Genomic DNA, 18,263 nt, shown 5'->3' on the forward strand with positions numbered 1-18,263 from the left:
TAATCATATGTAAATTGTACATTTTCCCTTATAAAATGTCACTATCAAATAAAAGGAGAAAATAATATGAAAACAAAAGTAAACGAACCTATACTACATGACAGACTAAACTTCTTTACAACTGGTGATGGGTGCCGCATTGCTTATCGATTTGATGGTCAATCCAACAAACCTGTGTTGGTCCTTGCAAATTCAATTGCAACTACAATGAATATGTGGGACGGACAAATCCAGAGTTTGTCAAAACATTTCCGCGTCCTACGATATGACTTCCGTGGTCATGGTGCCTCTGAGGCCTCAGTTGGTGCTTATTCACTTGACCGGTTGGGACGGGATGTAATCGAGTTACTCGACTCGTTACATATAAGTCGTGTACATTTTTGCGGGCTTTCATTAGGAGGAATGGTTGGGCAATGGCTAGGAATCCATCATTCTGATAGAATCGAACGGCTAATTCTGTGCAACACTTCCTCATACTTGGGACCAGCCGATCAATGGGAAGATTTAATCGCATCTGCTTTGAAAGCCAAGGAGCTCTTCAAATTTGCTGACATGTTTATGAAAAATTGGTTTCCATCACGTATGCTTGAGACGGAGAATGACATTGTGTCGAAGTTTCGTGGCATGGTACTCGCAACCAACCCACAAGGTCTTGCTGGATGTTGGTGTGCAGTTCGTGACATGGATTTGCGTCGAACGATCTCCCTTATTAATAGTCCGACATTGGTGATCGCAGGGCAATATGATACGGTCACTCTCCCCAGCCACAGCGAATTGATTGATTCGACAGTACCTAATTCAAAACTAGTCATTTTACCTGTAGTCCACTTATCAAATGTAGAGCGCCCTTCCGATTTCCAGAGCACAGTACTGGAATTCTTACTCTCGAAATAAAGGAAATTATTTAATACTTCTAGAGACTGACTTCTTGATCAGATGGAAATTTATAGATCATATCATCAAATTGCACTATTTGATCCATTATGCTAACCTTCGTCTATTTGTGGATATATAAGTATAGCAAACAAACAATGTTAAATGAAAAAGGATCGCCTCAAAAAAATTGGAGGCGATTCTTTGTCTACATATTCAAATACAAGTTTCTACTCCAAATGCTATTAACATTACCCCAATAGATTTTTGAAATACTTTTTGAATTTTAGGTTTTTTCAACCACTTTTTCACATGATCTAGAAGATAAATCAAGATTAAAAACCATCCCACTGCTATTATGGTAAGAATTAAGCCCAATCCAATAAGTTGTTGATTTATATTTTCATTCAGATCAATGAATGGAGGTATAAAAGTTATATAGACTAAAACAGTCTTAGGATTAAGGATATTACTGAGTGCTCCTTGCAAATAGGATTCTCTATAATAATGATGTTGTGTTGACTTGTCCACACCTTGAACAGCTTCTAATGAAATTGTACTTTTAGAAAAAAATGCCCTCACACCTAAATAAAACAAGTACGTCGCTCCCAAATACTTGATTACATTGAAAAGAACTACTGACTGAGCAACGACAACTGACAGACCGAGAACAGCAATAATCGTCCAGCAAGTTAAACCTGTTGCTATCCCAAGTATCGTATAGCATCCAGCTTTTGCTCCATGGTTGAGCGTATTTTTAATAATAAGTGCTGTATCTGTACCAGGTAACATAGACATCATAAGAGCCATTAAGATATATGCAAGCAAATGATCCATTATACTCCTCCTTTTTTATATCTATTGGTCCAAATCGGCAGTTACAAGTTGCCTTCTCTTATGTAACAACACACATAAACTATAATCTCGTTTCTGTCTACCTGAGCAGAGATAAACCTCCCGTTAATCGATTTACTTTTTTCTTATCGCCATAGATTCCCATCCCAAAATAACGATAATCGTTTTTGGATATTTTCTGTAGTTTCGCTGTGTACTCTTCGTATGTTTTACAGCTTTGTGCGGTATCTGAAAAACCTACGACAATGAGATCAGCAAACGCTTCTGTCATCGTCCTATCTCTTAGCTCATGAAGAATGTGAGTACTCCCTTTTAAGATTGGAACTGGTGTTTTCACTATTCCCAAATGTTCGATCCCTGAAAGGTCTGTTACACTGCGGCCTACCATCTCGGGAACATACTTTCCAACAGTTATACCCAAGATTGCTGCTGTATTGGTAATCAATCCTAAAGGTAAATTTTCATCAATAACAAGTACACATTTTGTTTCAAAATTACTCATTAGGTTCTCCTTCACTTTCAAAAATTCTCATATATTGTTTTGGCGTTAACCCAACCAGTCTTTTAAAAAACTTAGTCAAATGACTTTGATCACTAAATCCTGTTAAATACACTACCTCTATGGGCTTTACACCTTGTTCCAAAAGTTTTTTTGCATGATTTACTCGGATGGTTTCTAGATAGCTGAAAGGAGTGATACCCTTTTGTTTTGTAAAGGATCTTAGTAAGTGATACTTACTCCATCCCGTTAAGTTACTTAATTCATTAAGCGTAATTGATTTTGTATAATTTTCTTCCAAATAGCTACATATAGTTTTGATTTCGTGAGAGGTCTCAGAAGCTGTCGGAAGGATCGTAAGGTCAGAATGCATCTGAATGAGCTCTTCCAATAAATACAGAAATAACTCTTCCTTTTTAAGGTCATTCTCACCCTGCGAAATTTTTAAATGTAACTCTTTTAAATTAGATACAATCTCGCTATTATATAAAACATTTTGCTTAAAGCAGGGAAGATTTTTATTACTATTAATTTCCGATATTGCATTTTTCATGACTTCTGGATTCACATTGATGCAGCGATAATCTAATGTTTTGCCGTCTATTTGTTCACAACTGTGAGTATCATAGGGGTTGAACAATAATAAATCTCCTGGATTAATAATGTATTCTTCACCTTTACAAACCAAATAACGCTTCCCTTTTTCAATAAAACCGATCACATAATATTCATGAAAGTGGGCAGGAAACTTTTGCATGATCCCCTTAAATCGATAGGCTTCGATGTTTAAATCAGAATCAAGATAAACTGTTCGGATTTCATTTAACATCAAGCCAGCCTCCTATACTGTAATAACTTTTCTAAATGTATCATTTACTTTAAAACTTTTCTTGTATGATATTGCGCTTGAGACATTAGCTGGTTGTCTTGAAAAATAAAATGAAGATGCAGGCATGCTCCAGTCTATTGAAGTATATCAACAAGAAACTCTATCTTTAAGGGTAGAACCAGCAACTGACTACTGAGGGGAAATGAAACTATATAATGAATCTTACGAACCTTCTCGGTTGCAGATCGAATGCCTTCTCATTCTTCCAGCACGATCAAACTATTTTTCCCCATTTGCTCCACGAGTGCCTTAGAGACTTGATGGTTGACATCTGTCATCCAACGGTTTTCTCGTGACTATAACGATCTCATTATATAGAACTCGCCTCCAAATTATTGGAGGCGAGTTCTTTTACACCACTTCTTTTTGCTCTTAAAGAAATGCTTTAACGTATGGTACACTTGACTCTTTTCTCGAATGATGTAATGCATAATTTTGAGACTAGCACATGGCGGCAGCTACTCCCCTGCTTATATTGCAATCTGTCATTAAATCTAATTAGTAACATGAAACAAGTAAATCAACAAAGCTCTGATAATTTACTGCGGTCACAATTTGAGAAACATTTCTATCCTCAGTCAAAATGGTTGCCAGTGAATCAAATACATCGTGGAATATTCCCCTATCGTCTGCACTGACAGCTAAAAGCAGGACTAAGTTAACGGTTAAATCATTCCACTCTATGCCCTTGTTATTGATTAAAGCAAACATTCCGGTCCTTTTCGCATTCATTTTGATAGCATGAGGAATAGCTATTCGTCCATATGCGGTTGAAGACATAGCTTCACGTTCTTTTACGTTTGAAAGAAAATTAGAATCAACAAACCCCTTTTGTTCCATAATTTTACACATCATGGTCAGAGTTTTCTCTTTCGTTCCTGTTGCATCAGCTATTTCAAAAAGATCTTCATCTGTAATCGCCTCAATATTTCTCTTGAAGGAGTCTTTCCTTTTCGTTTCTTTTAGTTCACTAATTTTATAAGCCACTTTGTTTTTGTCAGCACTCGTAAAAAAAGGATTAATTAAAACAAACGGTGCTTTCGGCACTGAATTAAGCTGCACTGTAGATATAACTAAATCGCTATTTAGTACATTTAAATCGCTTTCATTTGTTACGATATGCTGAATAAGAAGATCTTCACCAAACTGTTTCGTTAACTTTTCTGACAGCTGCACATTGTAATTATAGTAAAAAGGAAAAAGGATAGAACAAGTAATTTTTGAATCTGCCTGCTTTTGCATTTCTAAGGCATAACCTAAATGAAAGGCAATATAGGCAATCTCATCATCATTCATCGTGTATCCTGTTTCTTCCTTAATAGTATACGAAACATGAACGGCACAATCATAAATGGACGGACAATTTAGCTTAATGGAAGAAGTCAACGGATTTTTGCTAGAAAAATTATTCTCCAAACGCATAAGCAGATTTTTAATATGAAGGGTGAAACGTACCAAAAATTCTGCGTCCTCAATCAATAAATAATAATTACTTTGCAAGTCATCAAGGATTTTCCCTACTAGATTTAAACATCGCAATCCTGCCACGTCCTGCAGTTCGGAAAGCTGCAGGTGCATGAAGTTGATGCTGGTTCCACTACTGGAAATAAGGAGAGCAAGATCGCGTATTTCCCCTTCTGAATACTCAACACCAAAGTGCCCTTCAAGTTTTTTGGCAATCTCCTTGGCAATTTTGTATTCTTTTTCCTGATTCGCATCCCCATCCACTTGTTTCGAAAAAATAAAGCCATTTTTCATACGATCAATGGCAATAGCGATATGCAGTATGACATTGATCTGCGAATAATCATTTGTAAAATAATGATAAGTTGAGAAGACTTCCGAAATAACATTACGGATATAATCAACATCAAAACCCTCAAAAGAGGCTTTTAGCTTATCAATATCTAAGAAATTATCGTTTGTTTCACTATAAAGAATAGAACTCATTAATTTCCGTTTATTTTTTTCATTCCCGACAATTTGAATCGTGTCGCTGGAAATTCTTAGTTCCAAATCATGGTCTGCTAAACGTTTTTTGACTTTACGTAAATCACCTTTTAAGGTGACTTCACTGATGTATAATTCATCACTTAAATCGTAAATATTAAGCTCGCGGTCTGTATTAACCAAAGACTTTAAAATATATTCAACACGTTCTTTTGGTGTTTGTGGAATCGTGTTATTCATGGATGTTAAAAATGGGTTTAATTTTTCTAGGTCAACTTGATAACCCTTTTTTGAAGAAATGACTAAATCATTTTCCAATGAGTTAATGTCAGCAATATATGTTTTCACACTTCTTTTTGAAATACCTAATGCACTGGCAAGCTGAGCTGAAGAAGTCCAGCCATTTTGAGTACTTAGATGACGAAGAATATTTCTGTATTTTAAATTCATTGGTTTTCAGCCCTATTTCTTTTTAAAATATGGATTTTCACCATGAAATACATATATTTGCACTACAAAAATATCTTTTTGCACCACCTTAGTGTAAACGAATATTTGAGAGATGTCGAGATTCATTTTATTGTAGAGATGTAATAAATGATAGCGCTATCAAAAAAGTAAAAAAAGCTGAGGTGATTCATATGAAAAAATTAAACATATTATTAGTTTGTGGATCTGGGGCAAGCTCAGGTTTTATGGCATCAAATATTCGCAAAGCAGCAGCAAAACGTAAACTTGATATTGATGTCAAAGCCCGTGGTGAAGCAGAAATTGAAAACTATATTGATCAAATCGATGCCCTAATGGTAGGCCCTCACTTAGCCTATATTTTAGAAGATATCGAAGAATATATAGGCAATGCTGACGTAAAAGTTATTCTTATGAAACCTTCCTACTATTCTACTCTTGACGGTGATGCAGCTTTAGAAGATTTATTAAAGGAATTCTAAAACCTGATTAGTCGAGGTGTATAATAAAATGCAAAAAATGATGAGATGGTTAGAAAATGATTTCTCACCAAAAATGATGAAAATTAACAGTAATGTATGGATTACAACGCTAAAAGACTCCATCATGCAATTGCTTCCCTTTATTTTATTAGGTTCTGTATTTTGTTTGTTAACCATCCCTGGTGATGTGCTCCATATTAAAAACTACCCTAATTTCTGGACATTATTTGGTTGGACAATGGGTCTGCTGTCCCTATTCATTTCATTCTTAATTCCATTCAACTTAATGGAAAAGAAACGGTTGCGTAAACAACGTTTTATCGCTGGATGTACAGGTCTTATAACGTTTTTAATCATTATTACTCCACAAGTCATCGCTGATAAAGCGATCGGCTTTAGCCATGAGTCATTGGGCGCAGGGGGTATGTTTGTAGCGATTGTTGCAGGTGTAATAACCGGATACATCATGGGTCTATTTGGGAAGTTTTCTTTCTTTAAGGAAGAGTCTGTCATTCCTGACTTTGTCCGGGCCTGGTTTGATGCTATGCTGCCGATTGCTGTTGTAATTGTGGCCACTTGGTTAGTAGTGGATATCGCTGGCTTTGATTTATACAACACGATTTTAAGACTTTTTAAACCACTTGGAAACATTATGGAATCACCATGGGGATTCCCGCTTATGAGCTTTATTATCTGTTTCTTATACACATTGGGTATTTCTTCTTGGGTGCTGACTCCAGTAACAAAGCCGGTTTATTTAGCTGCTATTACCGCTAATGCTACTGCTGGGGCACACTATCTAGTTACTTCTGAAACAATCTTCTCAGCTTATCTTTTCGTCGGTGGTATCGGTACAACATTGCCGCTCGTTTTAATGATGGCTTTCTCTAAAAATGCGAAACTTAAAGCGTTAGGACGAGCTAGTATTACCCCTGGTATTTTTAACATTAATGAACCAATTGTCTTTGGGGCAATCGCATGGAACCCAATTATGATGTTACCAATGTGGATTATCTCCATTATATTGCCAATCATCATTTGGACTGGAACAAAAATCATTCCTTTTGCACCTATCCCAAAAATTGTCTTTGATTTATGGTATGTTCCGTTCCCTATTTCAACTTGGATTACAACAGGCGCTGTAAGCGGGATAATTTTAATGCTTATCTGTGTGACAGTAGCATCTCTCATTTGGTATCCATTTTTTAAAGTGTATGAAAAACAAGAAATGGAAAACGAAGTAAAAGAAAGTACAACCACTTCATGAGAAGCGAAATAATGATTTTGAGGAGATTTTAAAAATGATTGATGAAAAAACAGCTCAGAATGCCATGCAAATTATTCTCCATGCCGGCGATGCACGCACCCATTGCATGAATGCATTAAAAGCAATTGAGAATAGTAATTTTGAAAACGCGAAAGAAGAAATGGAACGTGCGAATGTCGAAATCGTCAAAGCCCATCGTATTCAAACAAATGCTATTTCAGCGGAAACACAAGGTGAAGATGGTAAATACTCTGTGCTCTTTGCCCATGCCCAAGATACATTAATGACCATTTATAGTGAAATTAACATCGCCAAACGAATGATTAAGATTTTTGAAGCGTATGATGCTCGTTTAGCAAAATTAGAAAAGATAGAAAAGGTGAATGAACATGAGTAAAGTACCCGCAGGTTTTCCTAAAGAATTTCTATGGGGCGGCGCTATAGCCGCCAACCAGGCAGAAGGCGCGTATGACTTGAACGGAAAAGGATTAAGTGTAGCAGATATTAATGAATTCCGTGACGATATTCCGATTGAGAAAAAGTCAAACTGGGAAATTAACACGCAATACATTAAAGATGCCTTAAACAGCAAAGATCGTGTGTTCCCGAAACGTTGGGGAACTGACTTCTATCATACGTACAAACAAGATTTGAAATTATTAGCAGAAATGGGTTTAAAAACATTTAGAACATCCGTTTCATGGGCACGCATTTTTCCTAACGGCGATGAATTAGAACCAAATGAGGAAGGTTTACAATTCTACGATGACTTATTTGATGAAATCATCAAAAACGGCATGGTGCCGATGATTACCATTTCACACTATGAAATGCCTTTATATTTAACAACCGCATACAAGGGCTGGTATTCTCGTGAATTAATTGAATTCTTCACTCGTTTCTGTAAAGTCCTGTTTGACCGTTACCACGAAAAAGTGAAATATTGGATTATTATTAACCAAATTAACTTAATCGTTCATGAATCCTTTAACCATTTAGGAATTGCCGAAGATAAGGTCGATAACCTTCAAGAAGCAAAATATCAAGGCGTCCACAATGAAATGGTTGCTTGTGGGTATGCAACAAAATACGCACATGAAAACTATCCTGATCTACAAATCGGAATGATGTTATGCGGTGGACCAGCTTATCCAGCGACTCCAAAACCGGAAGATGTATTCGCTACCGTTCGTCATAATCAAATGGAATACTTCTTTTCCGATGTATTATTGCGCGGGTACTATCCTGGTTACGCATTCAGATACTTTGCCGATATTGGCATCGACGTAGAATTTGGCGGAGGTGATGAAGAAGCATTGAGAAACACTGCTGACTTCATGTCATTCTCATACTACTATACTCGTATTTGTGATACTGAAAGTTTTGCAAATGGGAATGAAACTTACCGCAATCCACAGTTGGATGCAAACCCTTGGGGCTGGTCTATTGATCCTGTTGGGTTAAGAACGTTTCTTAACCTATTCTATGACCGCTATCAATGTCCAATTTACATCACGGAAAACGGTGTTGGATACTATGACAAATTAGAAAATGACGAAATTCACGACTCTTACCGGATTGATTACTACCGCGCACACATTGAACAAATGAAAGAAGCAATCAAAGACGGTGTTGACCTACGTGGCTACTATGCTTGGGGACCAATTGATATTATCAGCTGTTCATCATCTGAAATGTCCAAACGCTACGGATTTATCTATGTAGATCAAGATGATTATGGTAATGGCAGCAAGAAACGAATACTAAAAGACAGCTATCACTGGTATAAAAAAGTCATTGAATCGAACGGTAAAGACTTAAAGTGAAAATGTAAGAGAAAAGCAACTGTGTATAAAAATTTTTACTTTTATTATGTTCCCACAAACTACGGTTGGTGGAAACTTTTTATTAAAAAATCGCCTCCTCAATTGAGAAGGCGATCTTCTTTTACACCACTTCTTTCTCCTGAAAGAAATGCTTCAATGCATGGTACACTTGGCTTTTTTCTCGAATTACAAAGTGCATAAATTTTGGATCTACCAAATTACGATAGGCCGTCATTAGTGTGCTGTGGCGGTTGTATTGGTTTACTTCACCATAGCCAAACATGTTACTTCTCTCCATCAAAGCTTTGACTAAACCCACGCATCTTTCGTTGTCAGAGGTCAAATTGTCCCCATCGGAAAAGTGAAAGGGATAAATGTTGTAACGGCCAGTATTCAACGGGACGGTTCTCTTGTCGCATTGAATACTAGATAATGATCCACTCCCCCGCACACTAAATTACCTTTTTGGTTAATCTCTTCATTCCTATAAAAATTCCATCTCTTATATCTTTCGTATTTTATATTCTTCAACTCCAATAATTAAAGTAGAATCATATCTATCTTGTTTGTCAATCTATACACAGAAAGTGCCTTTCAATACGGTATTAAATCAAGTGTCTCAGATTTTATTTGTTAACCATTCAATATAAACCTTTTAGACTGATGATTCTATTTCAATCTAAATAAAAAAAGAATTTCTCATTCGAATAAAAAATAGTTCATGATAAAATAGGAATTGAAAATTTTGATTCTTTGACAAATAAAGCAGGTGACAGAATGGCAGAATTAATGGTTAATAAGACAACTATCTACCACTATTTTAAAGAAACAGGAGAAAAAATCTATCGAATACCCCCATATCAACGACCTTATGCTTGGGAAATCAATGAAATTGATCAACTATGGGAAGATGTGAAACAGTCTTTTGAAGATGCCCCAGAAACAGAATATTTTTTAGGCTCCATTGTTACATACCAAAATAGAAGTTTTGCTGACATCATTGATGGTCAACAAAGAACCATTACTCTTCTATTGTTTATACGTGCTATATTAAATCACTTAAACCCAAAATCTACACTATATGATAATGTTTTGCCAACTATTTTTAAAGCAAAGGGATTATCAGGTGATATTGACGAAAAGAAATCGCCCATCGTAATAGCATCAGAGCTCATTCAAGAAGACAATACCATTTTGGAGAGAATCCTCAGAAGAAATTACACCGAAGAAGAATATGAGAATAATCAGAGTAGATATTTCGAGAACTTCAGGCGGTTCAATGATTTTCTAGATCAATATACAAGTACCAATGCTAGTTATATTGCAGACTTCGTTGAATTCTTACTCAAAAAATGCATCATTTTACCCATTGAATGTAATACTTTTGAACTGTCACTCCGGATTTTCTCCACTTTGAATTCAAGAGGACTTCCCTTAAGTGAACTTGATATTGTGAAAGCAGAACTGTATGAACGATTAAATTCAAATGAAGACAGAAATGAATTTGTCAAAGATTGGGGAGTGTTTATTGAAACTTGTGAAGATGGAAACATCTCGCCTGAGTTAATTTTTTCCATATACAACACGTATTTGATGGCAAAAGCAGGACATCGCGACGCGAAAAAATATGGTGGTGCATTAAAAGGATATTTTAAACGTCACAGTATCGATGAGTTCATCCAAAATAATACATTACAAAATCTAATCCAAATTGCTGATATTTTTGCATTCATTCAAGATAAGAGTAGCAATGTGTATTCGCCATTTGAGGATTACTTTATAAAAAGCCATATAAGATTAATTATGAACGCAAAAACTGCTTTGAATGACAATTATGTTGCACCAATTATTGTGTACTATTTGCATTACAGAGAGAATCTAGACATTCATAAACTTAGAAAATTCATTCTGTCATGGGTACAATCCATACTTAGATTAATTTTCACAAAAGAAACCAGTGGTAAAATTAATGCTTTGACCATCGCAAAATCAATTGAAATTGTAAATGACTTACCTCAGATGTACAGCATTTCATGGCAAGATCATGAAGAGCCATTTATCAGAGAACAGATAAAACAACTAACCAACGATACTAAATCTAAAAATAAGCGGATTACTACAACAATTCTGTACATACTTGCTATCTTAAATCCTAAACAACAAGAGATTTTAGAAAACAATCTGGAAATCGAACATATCATACCTCGAAATGGTAAAAATTCTACTTTATTTGATAAACCATGGAAAGAAGTTCAAACGTATGTTGAACGTCTCGGAAATAAAACATTATTTGAGAAACGCCTAAACGTAAAAGCAAGTAACTATTTTTACGCTAGAAAGAAAGAACATTATTCCACTTCGCAAGTGATTGATACAAAAGAACTAAGCATCAAGTATTATAATGAGTTTGCATTGGATGATGTGGTAGGTAGAGAATTGAGTATTATCGATAAATTAATAAATTACATGAAAAACAAGAGTTAGATTGGATTAGAAAATCAAAAATTTTATTGGGTAAATCTGTAACACTTTACTAAACTAATAATTAACTTTGTGCTGCATAAATGGGATTCTAACAAAAACAGGACTCCAACCATGCAGTTTTCTTTTATTCGATTATTGTACATATGAGAAACAACAAACTATTTTTTTAAATGACGCCCACTACAGATAACGAGCATAGAAAAAAGCCACACTTATTTGTGTATATCTAGGATACAGAATGCCTCCGTCGTTTGACTGATTCACTTTCTATTTTCAATGGAATCCAGCCTCTGACCCCCGGCCTCAACGTGAAAGAGGAGTAGATCCCAGACAGCAAACATTGGATTTCTTCTTCTCTAAAAAAGGAGGAAGGTCAAAAACCTCGGACATTCACGTTCCAAGGATCTGATTATCCGGGTTTACCATATAGATGATCACGCTGTCAAACCGCTTGCAACTCAATGGTAGCAGGTGTTTTTTTATTTTCTGTAATCCAATAATAAAATTCACAACAAAACACCATTACTATTGTTCCTCTACTTCTTTTCCTGACTACCTGCACTCTATTTCCCGCAACGAGTAGCTTCAACTTCATCTGAGCGTTGGCTTTTTTGTCTGGGAGATTCCATACTTACAAGTGTTACAGAGGACAGTTCTTCTTTACTGTTACATGAATGAATTTATTGCCTTTACAACAACAACCTTCATTATGGTTTCTGAAAAAGAGAGGAAAACATAGAATATCGCTTGAAAAATATAGTATTCAGTTTGGAAAATTCAAATTTTAGATATACTAATTACTTTACACACTATTCTTAATTTTAATAATATAGAGCACAGTCCCAATTTAATCAGTACGAACAAAAATATAGGAGAGTGTTGATCATGAGATTAACAAGAATTGAAATCGAAAATTTGAGAAAAATCGAATATGCAGATATTCAGTTTAGTCCAGCGTCGTTTATTATTGGTCCTAATAATGTCGGTAAAACAACAGTTATCAGAGCAATCGAATTACTACTGTCCAACAAAGAAGATCTATGTATAGAAGATTTCAGGATATTATCCGAAGGAAAAAGATCTAATATAATTGAGATACGTGGCTATTTTTCCGATATACCTAGAGACACAGCAAATAGTAAAGGTTTCAAAGGAAGAGTCGTAGATGGATGTTTTTCTTATATAAAACGCTTTTCCATTAACGATTCTGATAACAAAGTGAAGACCCAAATATTTACTAAAAAATATACACATAAACGAACTGATGAATTTAAAGAAGTAACTACTTGGCAACATCTTATTGACAAAGGATACGTACTAGAGAAACTAAAAGAATTGCTGAATATGAAAAGACCTAAAAATGACAAATTACCAAATGAATGGGAATTATGTATTGAGGATGCGATTGAATGGGATTTAGATTCTGACTTTAGAGAAGTTGAAAATCCTGGAGGTCTTCCAAGTATTATCGTTTCAAAGTTACCACGCTTAGTTCATATTCCATCATTTGCAAATGCGGATGATATTGGTAAAGCGGAAGGAGCCAAGTCAAAACTAGGGGAATGTTTGAATCTTCTATTTGGAGATTTACTAAAACGTAGTAAATTAGCTTCTGAAATACAATTGAAACTATATGAACTACAAAAAGAGATGTCACCTGGTATAAACGGATCTATGATAGATGAGATCTGTAACAATGTTAATGATGTGATCAGCAGTGTTTTCCCAGAATGTGGGATAACTATACAACCGTCGCTTCAAGACCTAGCTTCTGTGCTGAAACCACAATACAAAGTGGAAATGTTCTCGAATGTAGAAACGAATGCATCTCGACAAGGAACAGGACTAATTCGAACTGGTATCTTTTCTATGTTACGATATCACTCTCAAATAAATAAAGAATTTAAAACAAGGCCTCTTCTTATTGCATTTGAAGAACCTGAAATTTATTTACATCCTGCAGCAGCAAACTTGTTAAAAGATACTCTTTATTCCCTAGGTAGATCTGACCAGATTATTTGTACAACCCATTCACCATGGATGGTCGACTTGTCTAAAGATTGGCAAAGTTTGACCAGACTTAATTTAAATGATAACGGATACAGTTTTGCAATCAATTACGGGTTGTCAGAAGCAACTGAAATTCTACAGAGTGATGAGAAAGAACATCTCAAAATGATTAAGACATTTGATAACGAACTATCTCAAGTGTTTTTTGCAGAGCACTGTGTAATTGTTGAAGGAGATTCGGAAATTATCGCCATTAAAAATACGATCAAACATCTCCCTGAAGAACAAAAAAAGTATGTATTATCCAAAATTCAAGTGGTGAATGCACGAGGAAAAGCAACAATCATCCCTCTTGTCAAATATTTAAAAGCCTTAGATATATCATTTTACGTCATACATGACAGAGACAAAGATAAAAGAAAGGTAAAGGCTGAAAGTTTCAACGATTTTATATTGAAAGCAGTTGACAATCCTGATTCAATCTCCTTATTAGAAGAGTGTCTGGAACAATGTTTGGGTTATGAGCCACTCAGTTCTAACAAGCCTTTTCAGGTTCATAAAGTGACTTCAAAATGGAATTGTTGGGAAGATATCCCCAAAAAATGGAGTGAAGTTATCCTTACTGCTTTTGGATTAAATTCTATAAGTGAAAAAGAGTCTAAAAAGAGTGAATTAATTATGGGATAGTTCCTCTAAATAAATCCACTACTTGTATATTTAGCAGAATAATTACACCCGTAAAGAAAACCACAGGAACAGTTCTCATATACATCAACTCAATAACTCCAACAAATAACGATCCTGCTCCCGTATCTTCTCCACCTCATACTTCCAGATATGCATACTAAGGGAAGAGTGAAAATGGGTGACCTCTTCCCTGCTTTTTGTTTGGATAAATGGGTATAAATGCTTTAACTTTGGTTCCTGTAAGTCTTCTAATTCGAATTTGAGATGTGCAGTTCCATAACAAATCAGGACATAGATCACTTCGATGATGCTGGATCGGGTATTGGCAGCGCGCAGCCGGTCGATCAGGGCAATGTAGTGTTCCCCTTCACCACAAGAATAAACGAAATATTCCGCTAATAATTTTCCTATTTGTTGTGCTTCCTTTCTTTCCACAGTTACCACCCCTCACCCATCAATTCTTCATATTTTCTCTAAATGAAGCCATTTGTGGTTGCATTGGGATCAATGAACACATTTCGTTCAGCTGTCAACCCTAAATGAGCAAGAATATTCCATTTATTCGAAAGGAAGAGAAAATTACTTTTAATCATGAATCCCTACCTATTTGTGTCAATAGTTACATTATATCGAAATTTATCTCTGAAATAAAAAATAGATTTCGTAAAGGGAAAAGGACATAAACGGTAAATAATATTTATTTATGACAGTAGAGTTGAGCTAACAGATGAGACAAAAGGACCGTTCTTTTGTTTCATCTGTAAATGATAAAAAAATCGCCTCCTCAAATTCAAATGAGAAGGCGATCTTCTTTTACACCACTTCTTTCTCCTGAAAAAAGTGCTTCAATGCATGGTACACTTGGCTTTTTTCTCGAATTACAAAGTGCATAAATTTTGGATCTACCAAATTACGATAGGCCGTCATTAGTGTGCTGTGGCGGTTGTATTGGTTTACTTCACCATAGCCAAACATGTTGCTTCTCTCCATCAAAGCTTTGACTAAACCCACGCATCTTTCGTTGTCAGAGGTCAAATTGTCCCCATCGGAAAAGTGAAAGGGATAAATGTTGTAACGATTGGTAGGATAACGACTATCGATTATCTCGATAGCTTTTCTATAAGCAGAGGAACAGATGGTTCCACCACTTTCTCCTTTGGTAAAGAACAGGTCTTCTGTTACTTCTTTTGCTTCCGTGTGATGTGCAATAAACACGATTTCTACATTTTCATACTTGGTACGCAAAAAGCGTACCATCCAGAAAAAGAAACTTCGCGCAATATATTTTTCAAAGATACCCATTGAGCCACTAGTATCCATCATCGCGATCACAACGGCGTTGGAATGAGGCTGAACTTTTTCTTCCCATGTTTTAAAACGAAGATCATCGATCGAGATTCGCGTCTTTTCCCTCGAACCTGCTAATGCATTTCGTTTAATGGCTTCCAATAGCGTACGCTTTTTGTCAATATTGCCCATCAAACCTTTTTTGCGGATATCAGTGAAACGAATCTCCTCGATTTGAATATCTTCTTGTTCTTTGCGTTCCAAATTGGGAAGTTCCATTTCAGAGAACAAAATATTCTCCAATTCATCGATGGAAACTTCAGCTTCAAAGTAATCATCACCTGCTTGGTCCCCCGCACCTTTGCCTTTCCCCTTAGCAGGTGAGCCGGAAGGATCTCTAGCTACCACATCACCTACTTGACTGTCGCCATCTCCCTGACCTACTTGTTTTCCTTTGTTAAAGTTGTAGCGAATGCGATATTCCTCAATGGAACGGATAGGAATCTTTACCATCTGTTTTCCATCTGACATAATAATACTCTCTTCACTCACCAGATCAGGCAAGTTTTTCTTAATTGCTTCTTTGACTTTTTCTTGATGGCGCAGCTGATCTTGATAGCCTTTGCGATGGAGGGACCAATCTTCCTCTGACACAATAAACAGGGGATTCTTCATTTTCGGTTCACCTCCCGCCTTGTTAGGTTATCGATTGAGTAAACTTCCTACATAACGCAGTAGTCCGTTCGCACTGGAAGGAGTATAGCCATAATCTTCTACCAATCGGGAAATAACTTCATTCATTTTTTTCAGTTGTATTTCATCAGGTGTTTTTGTAGAAGTAGTTATTTTCACTACATCTTTTAAATCAGCAAACAGTTTTTTCTGGATTGCTTCGCGTAAACGTTCATGACTGTTGTAATCGAAGCGCTTTCCTTTTCTTGCAAATGCAGAGATACGGATGAGAATCTCTTCTCGGAATGCTTTTTTAGCATTTTCTGAGATACCGATCTGCTCTTCTATCGAGCGCATCAATTTCTCATCTGGTTCCATTTCTTCTCCAGTAAGTGGATCACGAATTTTTCCCCAGTTACAATATGCCTCCACATTGTCCAAATAATTATCCATCAATGTTTTGGCAGATTCTTCATAAGAGTAAACAAATGCTTTTTGAACTTCTTTTTTTGCAATTTCATCGTACTCTTTTCGAGCTACTGAAATAAAATGCAAATATTTCTCACGCTGTTCGGCTGTGATCGAAGGATGTTGATCTAGTCCATCTTTTAGTGACCGTAAGATATCTAATGCATTGATGTAATCTTGATCAGTACGAATCAAGGCACTGGATATCCGATTGATGACATAACGAGGGTCAATACCTGACATACCTTCGTCTAAGAACTCATTTTGCAGTTCTTGGACATCGATATCTTTCATACCCTCGACAGCCTCACCATCATAGAGTCTCAACTTTTTGAGTAGATCTACACCTTGTTTTTTGGAATCTTTAAGACGGGTCAAGATTGAAAAAATAGCGGCAGCTCTGAAAGAATGTGGTGCAATGTGGATATGAGACAGGTCACTTTGTTTGATTAACTTTTCATAAATACGTTCTTCTGCTGTTACTTGCAGATTGTATGGTATCGGCATTACGATCATCCGAGACTGCAATGCCTCGTTCTTCTTGTTTGCAATAAAAGATTTGTATTCGGATTCGTTAGTATGAGCAACAATTAGCTCATCTGCAGAAATCAGGGCAAATCGTCCTGCTTTGAAGTTACCTTCTTGTGTGAGAGACAATAAGTTCCATAAGAACTTCTCGTCACATTTCAACATTTCTTGGAACTCCATCAATCCACGATTTGCTTTATTTAGTTCTCCATCAAAACGGTAAGCTCTCGGGTCTGATTCTGAACCGTAGTCAGTAATAGTCGCAAAATCAATACTACCAGTCAAATCAGCAATGTCTTGAGATTTTGGATCAGAGGGACTAAAAGTACCAATTCCTTGCCGCTCATCTTCTGAGAGTAAAATACGCTCGATAGTCATATTTTCAATACGACCACCAAACTCTTCTTTCAGACGGAAACGACAAGATGGACATAAGTTACCCTCAATGCGAACCCCTAGCTCTTTTTCAGCTTCGGCTCTTAACTCTCTTGGAATTAGGTTTAGTGGGTCTTCTTGCATCGGACAACCTTTGATCGCATATAGCGCTCCTTCGTCCGTACGAGAATACTGTTCTAATCCCTTCTTCAACATGGCAACAATTGTTGATTTACCTCCACTTACTGGCCCCATCAAGAGAAGAATTCTTTTTCTCACGTCTAACCTACGTGCTGCTGAGTGAAAGTACTCCTCTACCAATCGCTCGATTGAATGATTGAGACCAAAGAGCTCCTCACTAAAAAACAAATACGTTTTTCTACCATCTGCATGTGTCTTTACACCGTGGCTTTTGATCATATTGTAAACACGTGAATGTGCAGTCTCAGCCACTTGCGGATATTCCTTCACAATTTGCAGATAGTCAGCAAACGTACCTTCCCACAGGAAATTCAACTCATTTTCACGGTAGTCGGAAATACGTTTTAAGATGTCCAATGGAAGCCTCCTCTCCGGTAAGAACCAGCTTCACTTGCTTAACCGTTTATTATCGTATTCCACCAATACCCCTACTTTAAAACCT

Annotated in this window: 14 protein-coding genes and 1 pseudogene; 7 read left to right on the top strand and 8 right to left on the bottom strand. The window is 36.3% G+C overall.

The window, feature by feature from the left end:
• Nucleotides 1-66 precede the first annotated feature (66 nt).
• Nucleotides 67-894, top strand: a complete 828-nt coding sequence (locus AC5WOE_RS14605; protein WP_496052881.1) for an alpha/beta fold hydrolase — start codon at nt 67-69, stop codon at nt 892-894.
• 195 nt (nt 895-1,089) lie between these two features.
• Here AC5WOE_RS14605 and AC5WOE_RS14610 read toward each other — a convergent pair whose 3' ends face one another.
• From AC5WOE_RS14610 to AC5WOE_RS14625, 4 genes are all read right to left on the bottom strand, one after another.
• Nucleotides 1,090-1,710: a LysE family translocator gene (locus AC5WOE_RS14610; RefSeq protein ID WP_496052882.1), complete on the bottom strand. Its 621-nt coding sequence runs from the start codon at nt 1,708-1,710 to the stop codon at nt 1,090-1,092.
• 97 nt (nt 1,711-1,807) lie between these two features.
• Nucleotides 1,808-2,230 carry a DUF2000 domain-containing protein gene (locus tag AC5WOE_RS14615; protein WP_496052883.1) on the bottom strand — a complete coding sequence of 141 codons (423 nt, stop codon included), beginning with the start codon at nt 2,228-2,230 and terminating at the stop codon, nt 1,808-1,810.
• Complete coding sequence (locus tag AC5WOE_RS14620; protein ID WP_496052884.1) at nt 2,223-3,056, bottom strand: AraC family ligand binding domain-containing protein; 834 nt, start codon at nt 3,054-3,056, stop codon at nt 2,223-2,225. Before AC5WOE_RS14620 ends, AC5WOE_RS14615 begins: the two co-directional genes overlap by 8 nt.
• 558 nt (nt 3,057-3,614) lie before the next feature.
• Nucleotides 3,615-5,516 carry a BglG family transcription antiterminator gene (locus AC5WOE_RS14625; protein ID WP_496052885.1) on the bottom strand — a complete coding sequence of 634 codons (1,902 nt, stop codon included), beginning with the start codon at nt 5,514-5,516 and terminating at the stop codon, nt 3,615-3,617.
• 191 nt (nt 5,517-5,707) lie between these two features.
• Here AC5WOE_RS14625 and AC5WOE_RS14630 point away from each other — a divergent pair, with 191 nt between their 5' ends.
• Genes AC5WOE_RS14630 through AC5WOE_RS14645 form a run of 4 tightly spaced genes read left to right on the top strand, consistent with a single transcriptional unit; the run spans nt 5,708 to nt 9,109 of the window.
• Complete coding sequence (locus tag AC5WOE_RS14630) at nt 5,708-6,016, top strand: PTS sugar transporter subunit IIB (RefSeq protein WP_496052886.1); 309 nt, start codon at nt 5,708-5,710, stop codon at nt 6,014-6,016.
• A 28-nt stretch (nt 6,017-6,044) separates the two neighbouring features.
• A complete protein-coding gene (locus tag AC5WOE_RS14635; RefSeq protein ID WP_496052887.1) occupies nt 6,045-7,283 on the top strand; it encodes a PTS sugar transporter subunit IIC in 1,239 nt (412 codons plus the stop codon).
• 34 nt (nt 7,284-7,317) lie between these two features.
• Nucleotides 7,318-7,680 carry a PTS sugar transporter subunit IIA gene (locus AC5WOE_RS14640; RefSeq protein ID WP_496050847.1) on the top strand — a complete coding sequence of 121 codons (363 nt, stop codon included), beginning with the start codon at nt 7,318-7,320 and terminating at the stop codon, nt 7,678-7,680.
• The gene (locus AC5WOE_RS14645) at nt 7,673-9,109 is read left to right on the top strand and encodes a glycoside hydrolase family 1 protein (protein WP_496052888.1); all 1,437 of its coding nucleotides are present in this window, start codon (nt 7,673-7,675) and stop codon (nt 9,107-9,109) included. Before AC5WOE_RS14640 ends, AC5WOE_RS14645 begins: the two co-directional genes overlap by 8 nt.
• A 121-nt stretch (nt 9,110-9,230) precedes the next feature.
• On the opposite strand, the pseudogene AC5WOE_RS14650 reads toward AC5WOE_RS14645, so the two are convergent.
• Nucleotides 9,231-9,500, bottom strand: a pseudogene (locus AC5WOE_RS14650) (DUF444 family protein); the annotation flags it as partial.
• Between the two features lie 386 nt (nt 9,501-9,886).
• Here AC5WOE_RS14650 and AC5WOE_RS14655 point away from each other — a divergent pair.
• Together AC5WOE_RS14655 and AC5WOE_RS14660 are read left to right on the top strand one after the other, a co-directional pair.
• On the top strand, nt 9,887-11,593 hold the full coding sequence (locus AC5WOE_RS14655; RefSeq protein WP_496052889.1) for a DUF262 domain-containing protein: 1,707 nt from the start codon (nt 9,887-9,889) through the stop codon (nt 11,591-11,593).
• A gap of 885 nt (nt 11,594-12,478) precedes the next feature.
• Nucleotides 12,479-14,290: an ATP-dependent nuclease gene (locus AC5WOE_RS14660; protein WP_496052890.1), complete on the top strand. Its 1,812-nt coding sequence runs from the start codon at nt 12,479-12,481 to the stop codon at nt 14,288-14,290.
• An 84-nt stretch (nt 14,291-14,374) separates the two neighbouring features.
• On the opposite strand, the gene AC5WOE_RS14665 is transcribed toward AC5WOE_RS14660, so the two are convergent.
• The 3 genes from AC5WOE_RS14665 to AC5WOE_RS14675 all read right to left on the bottom strand — a co-directional run bounded on the left by AC5WOE_RS14665 (nt 14,375) and on the right by AC5WOE_RS14675 (nt 18,178).
• Entirely contained in the window at nt 14,375-14,725 is a 351-nt protein-coding gene (locus tag AC5WOE_RS14665; RefSeq protein ID WP_496050843.1) for a hypothetical protein, read from the bottom strand.
• Nucleotides 14,726-15,103: 378 nt separating this feature from the next.
• Entirely contained in the window at nt 15,104-16,252 is a 1,149-nt protein-coding gene (gene yhbH / locus AC5WOE_RS14670) for a sporulation protein YhbH (RefSeq protein ID WP_496050842.1), read from the bottom strand.
• A 27-nt stretch (nt 16,253-16,279) separates the two neighbouring features.
• The gene (locus AC5WOE_RS14675) at nt 16,280-18,178 is read right to left on the bottom strand and encodes a PrkA family serine protein kinase (RefSeq protein ID WP_496050841.1); all 1,899 of its coding nucleotides are present in this window, start codon (nt 18,176-18,178) and stop codon (nt 16,280-16,282) included.
• Nucleotides 18,179-18,263: the final 85 nt, after the last annotated feature.

It is taken from the genome of Shimazuella sp. NTD248, assembly GCF_059510395.1.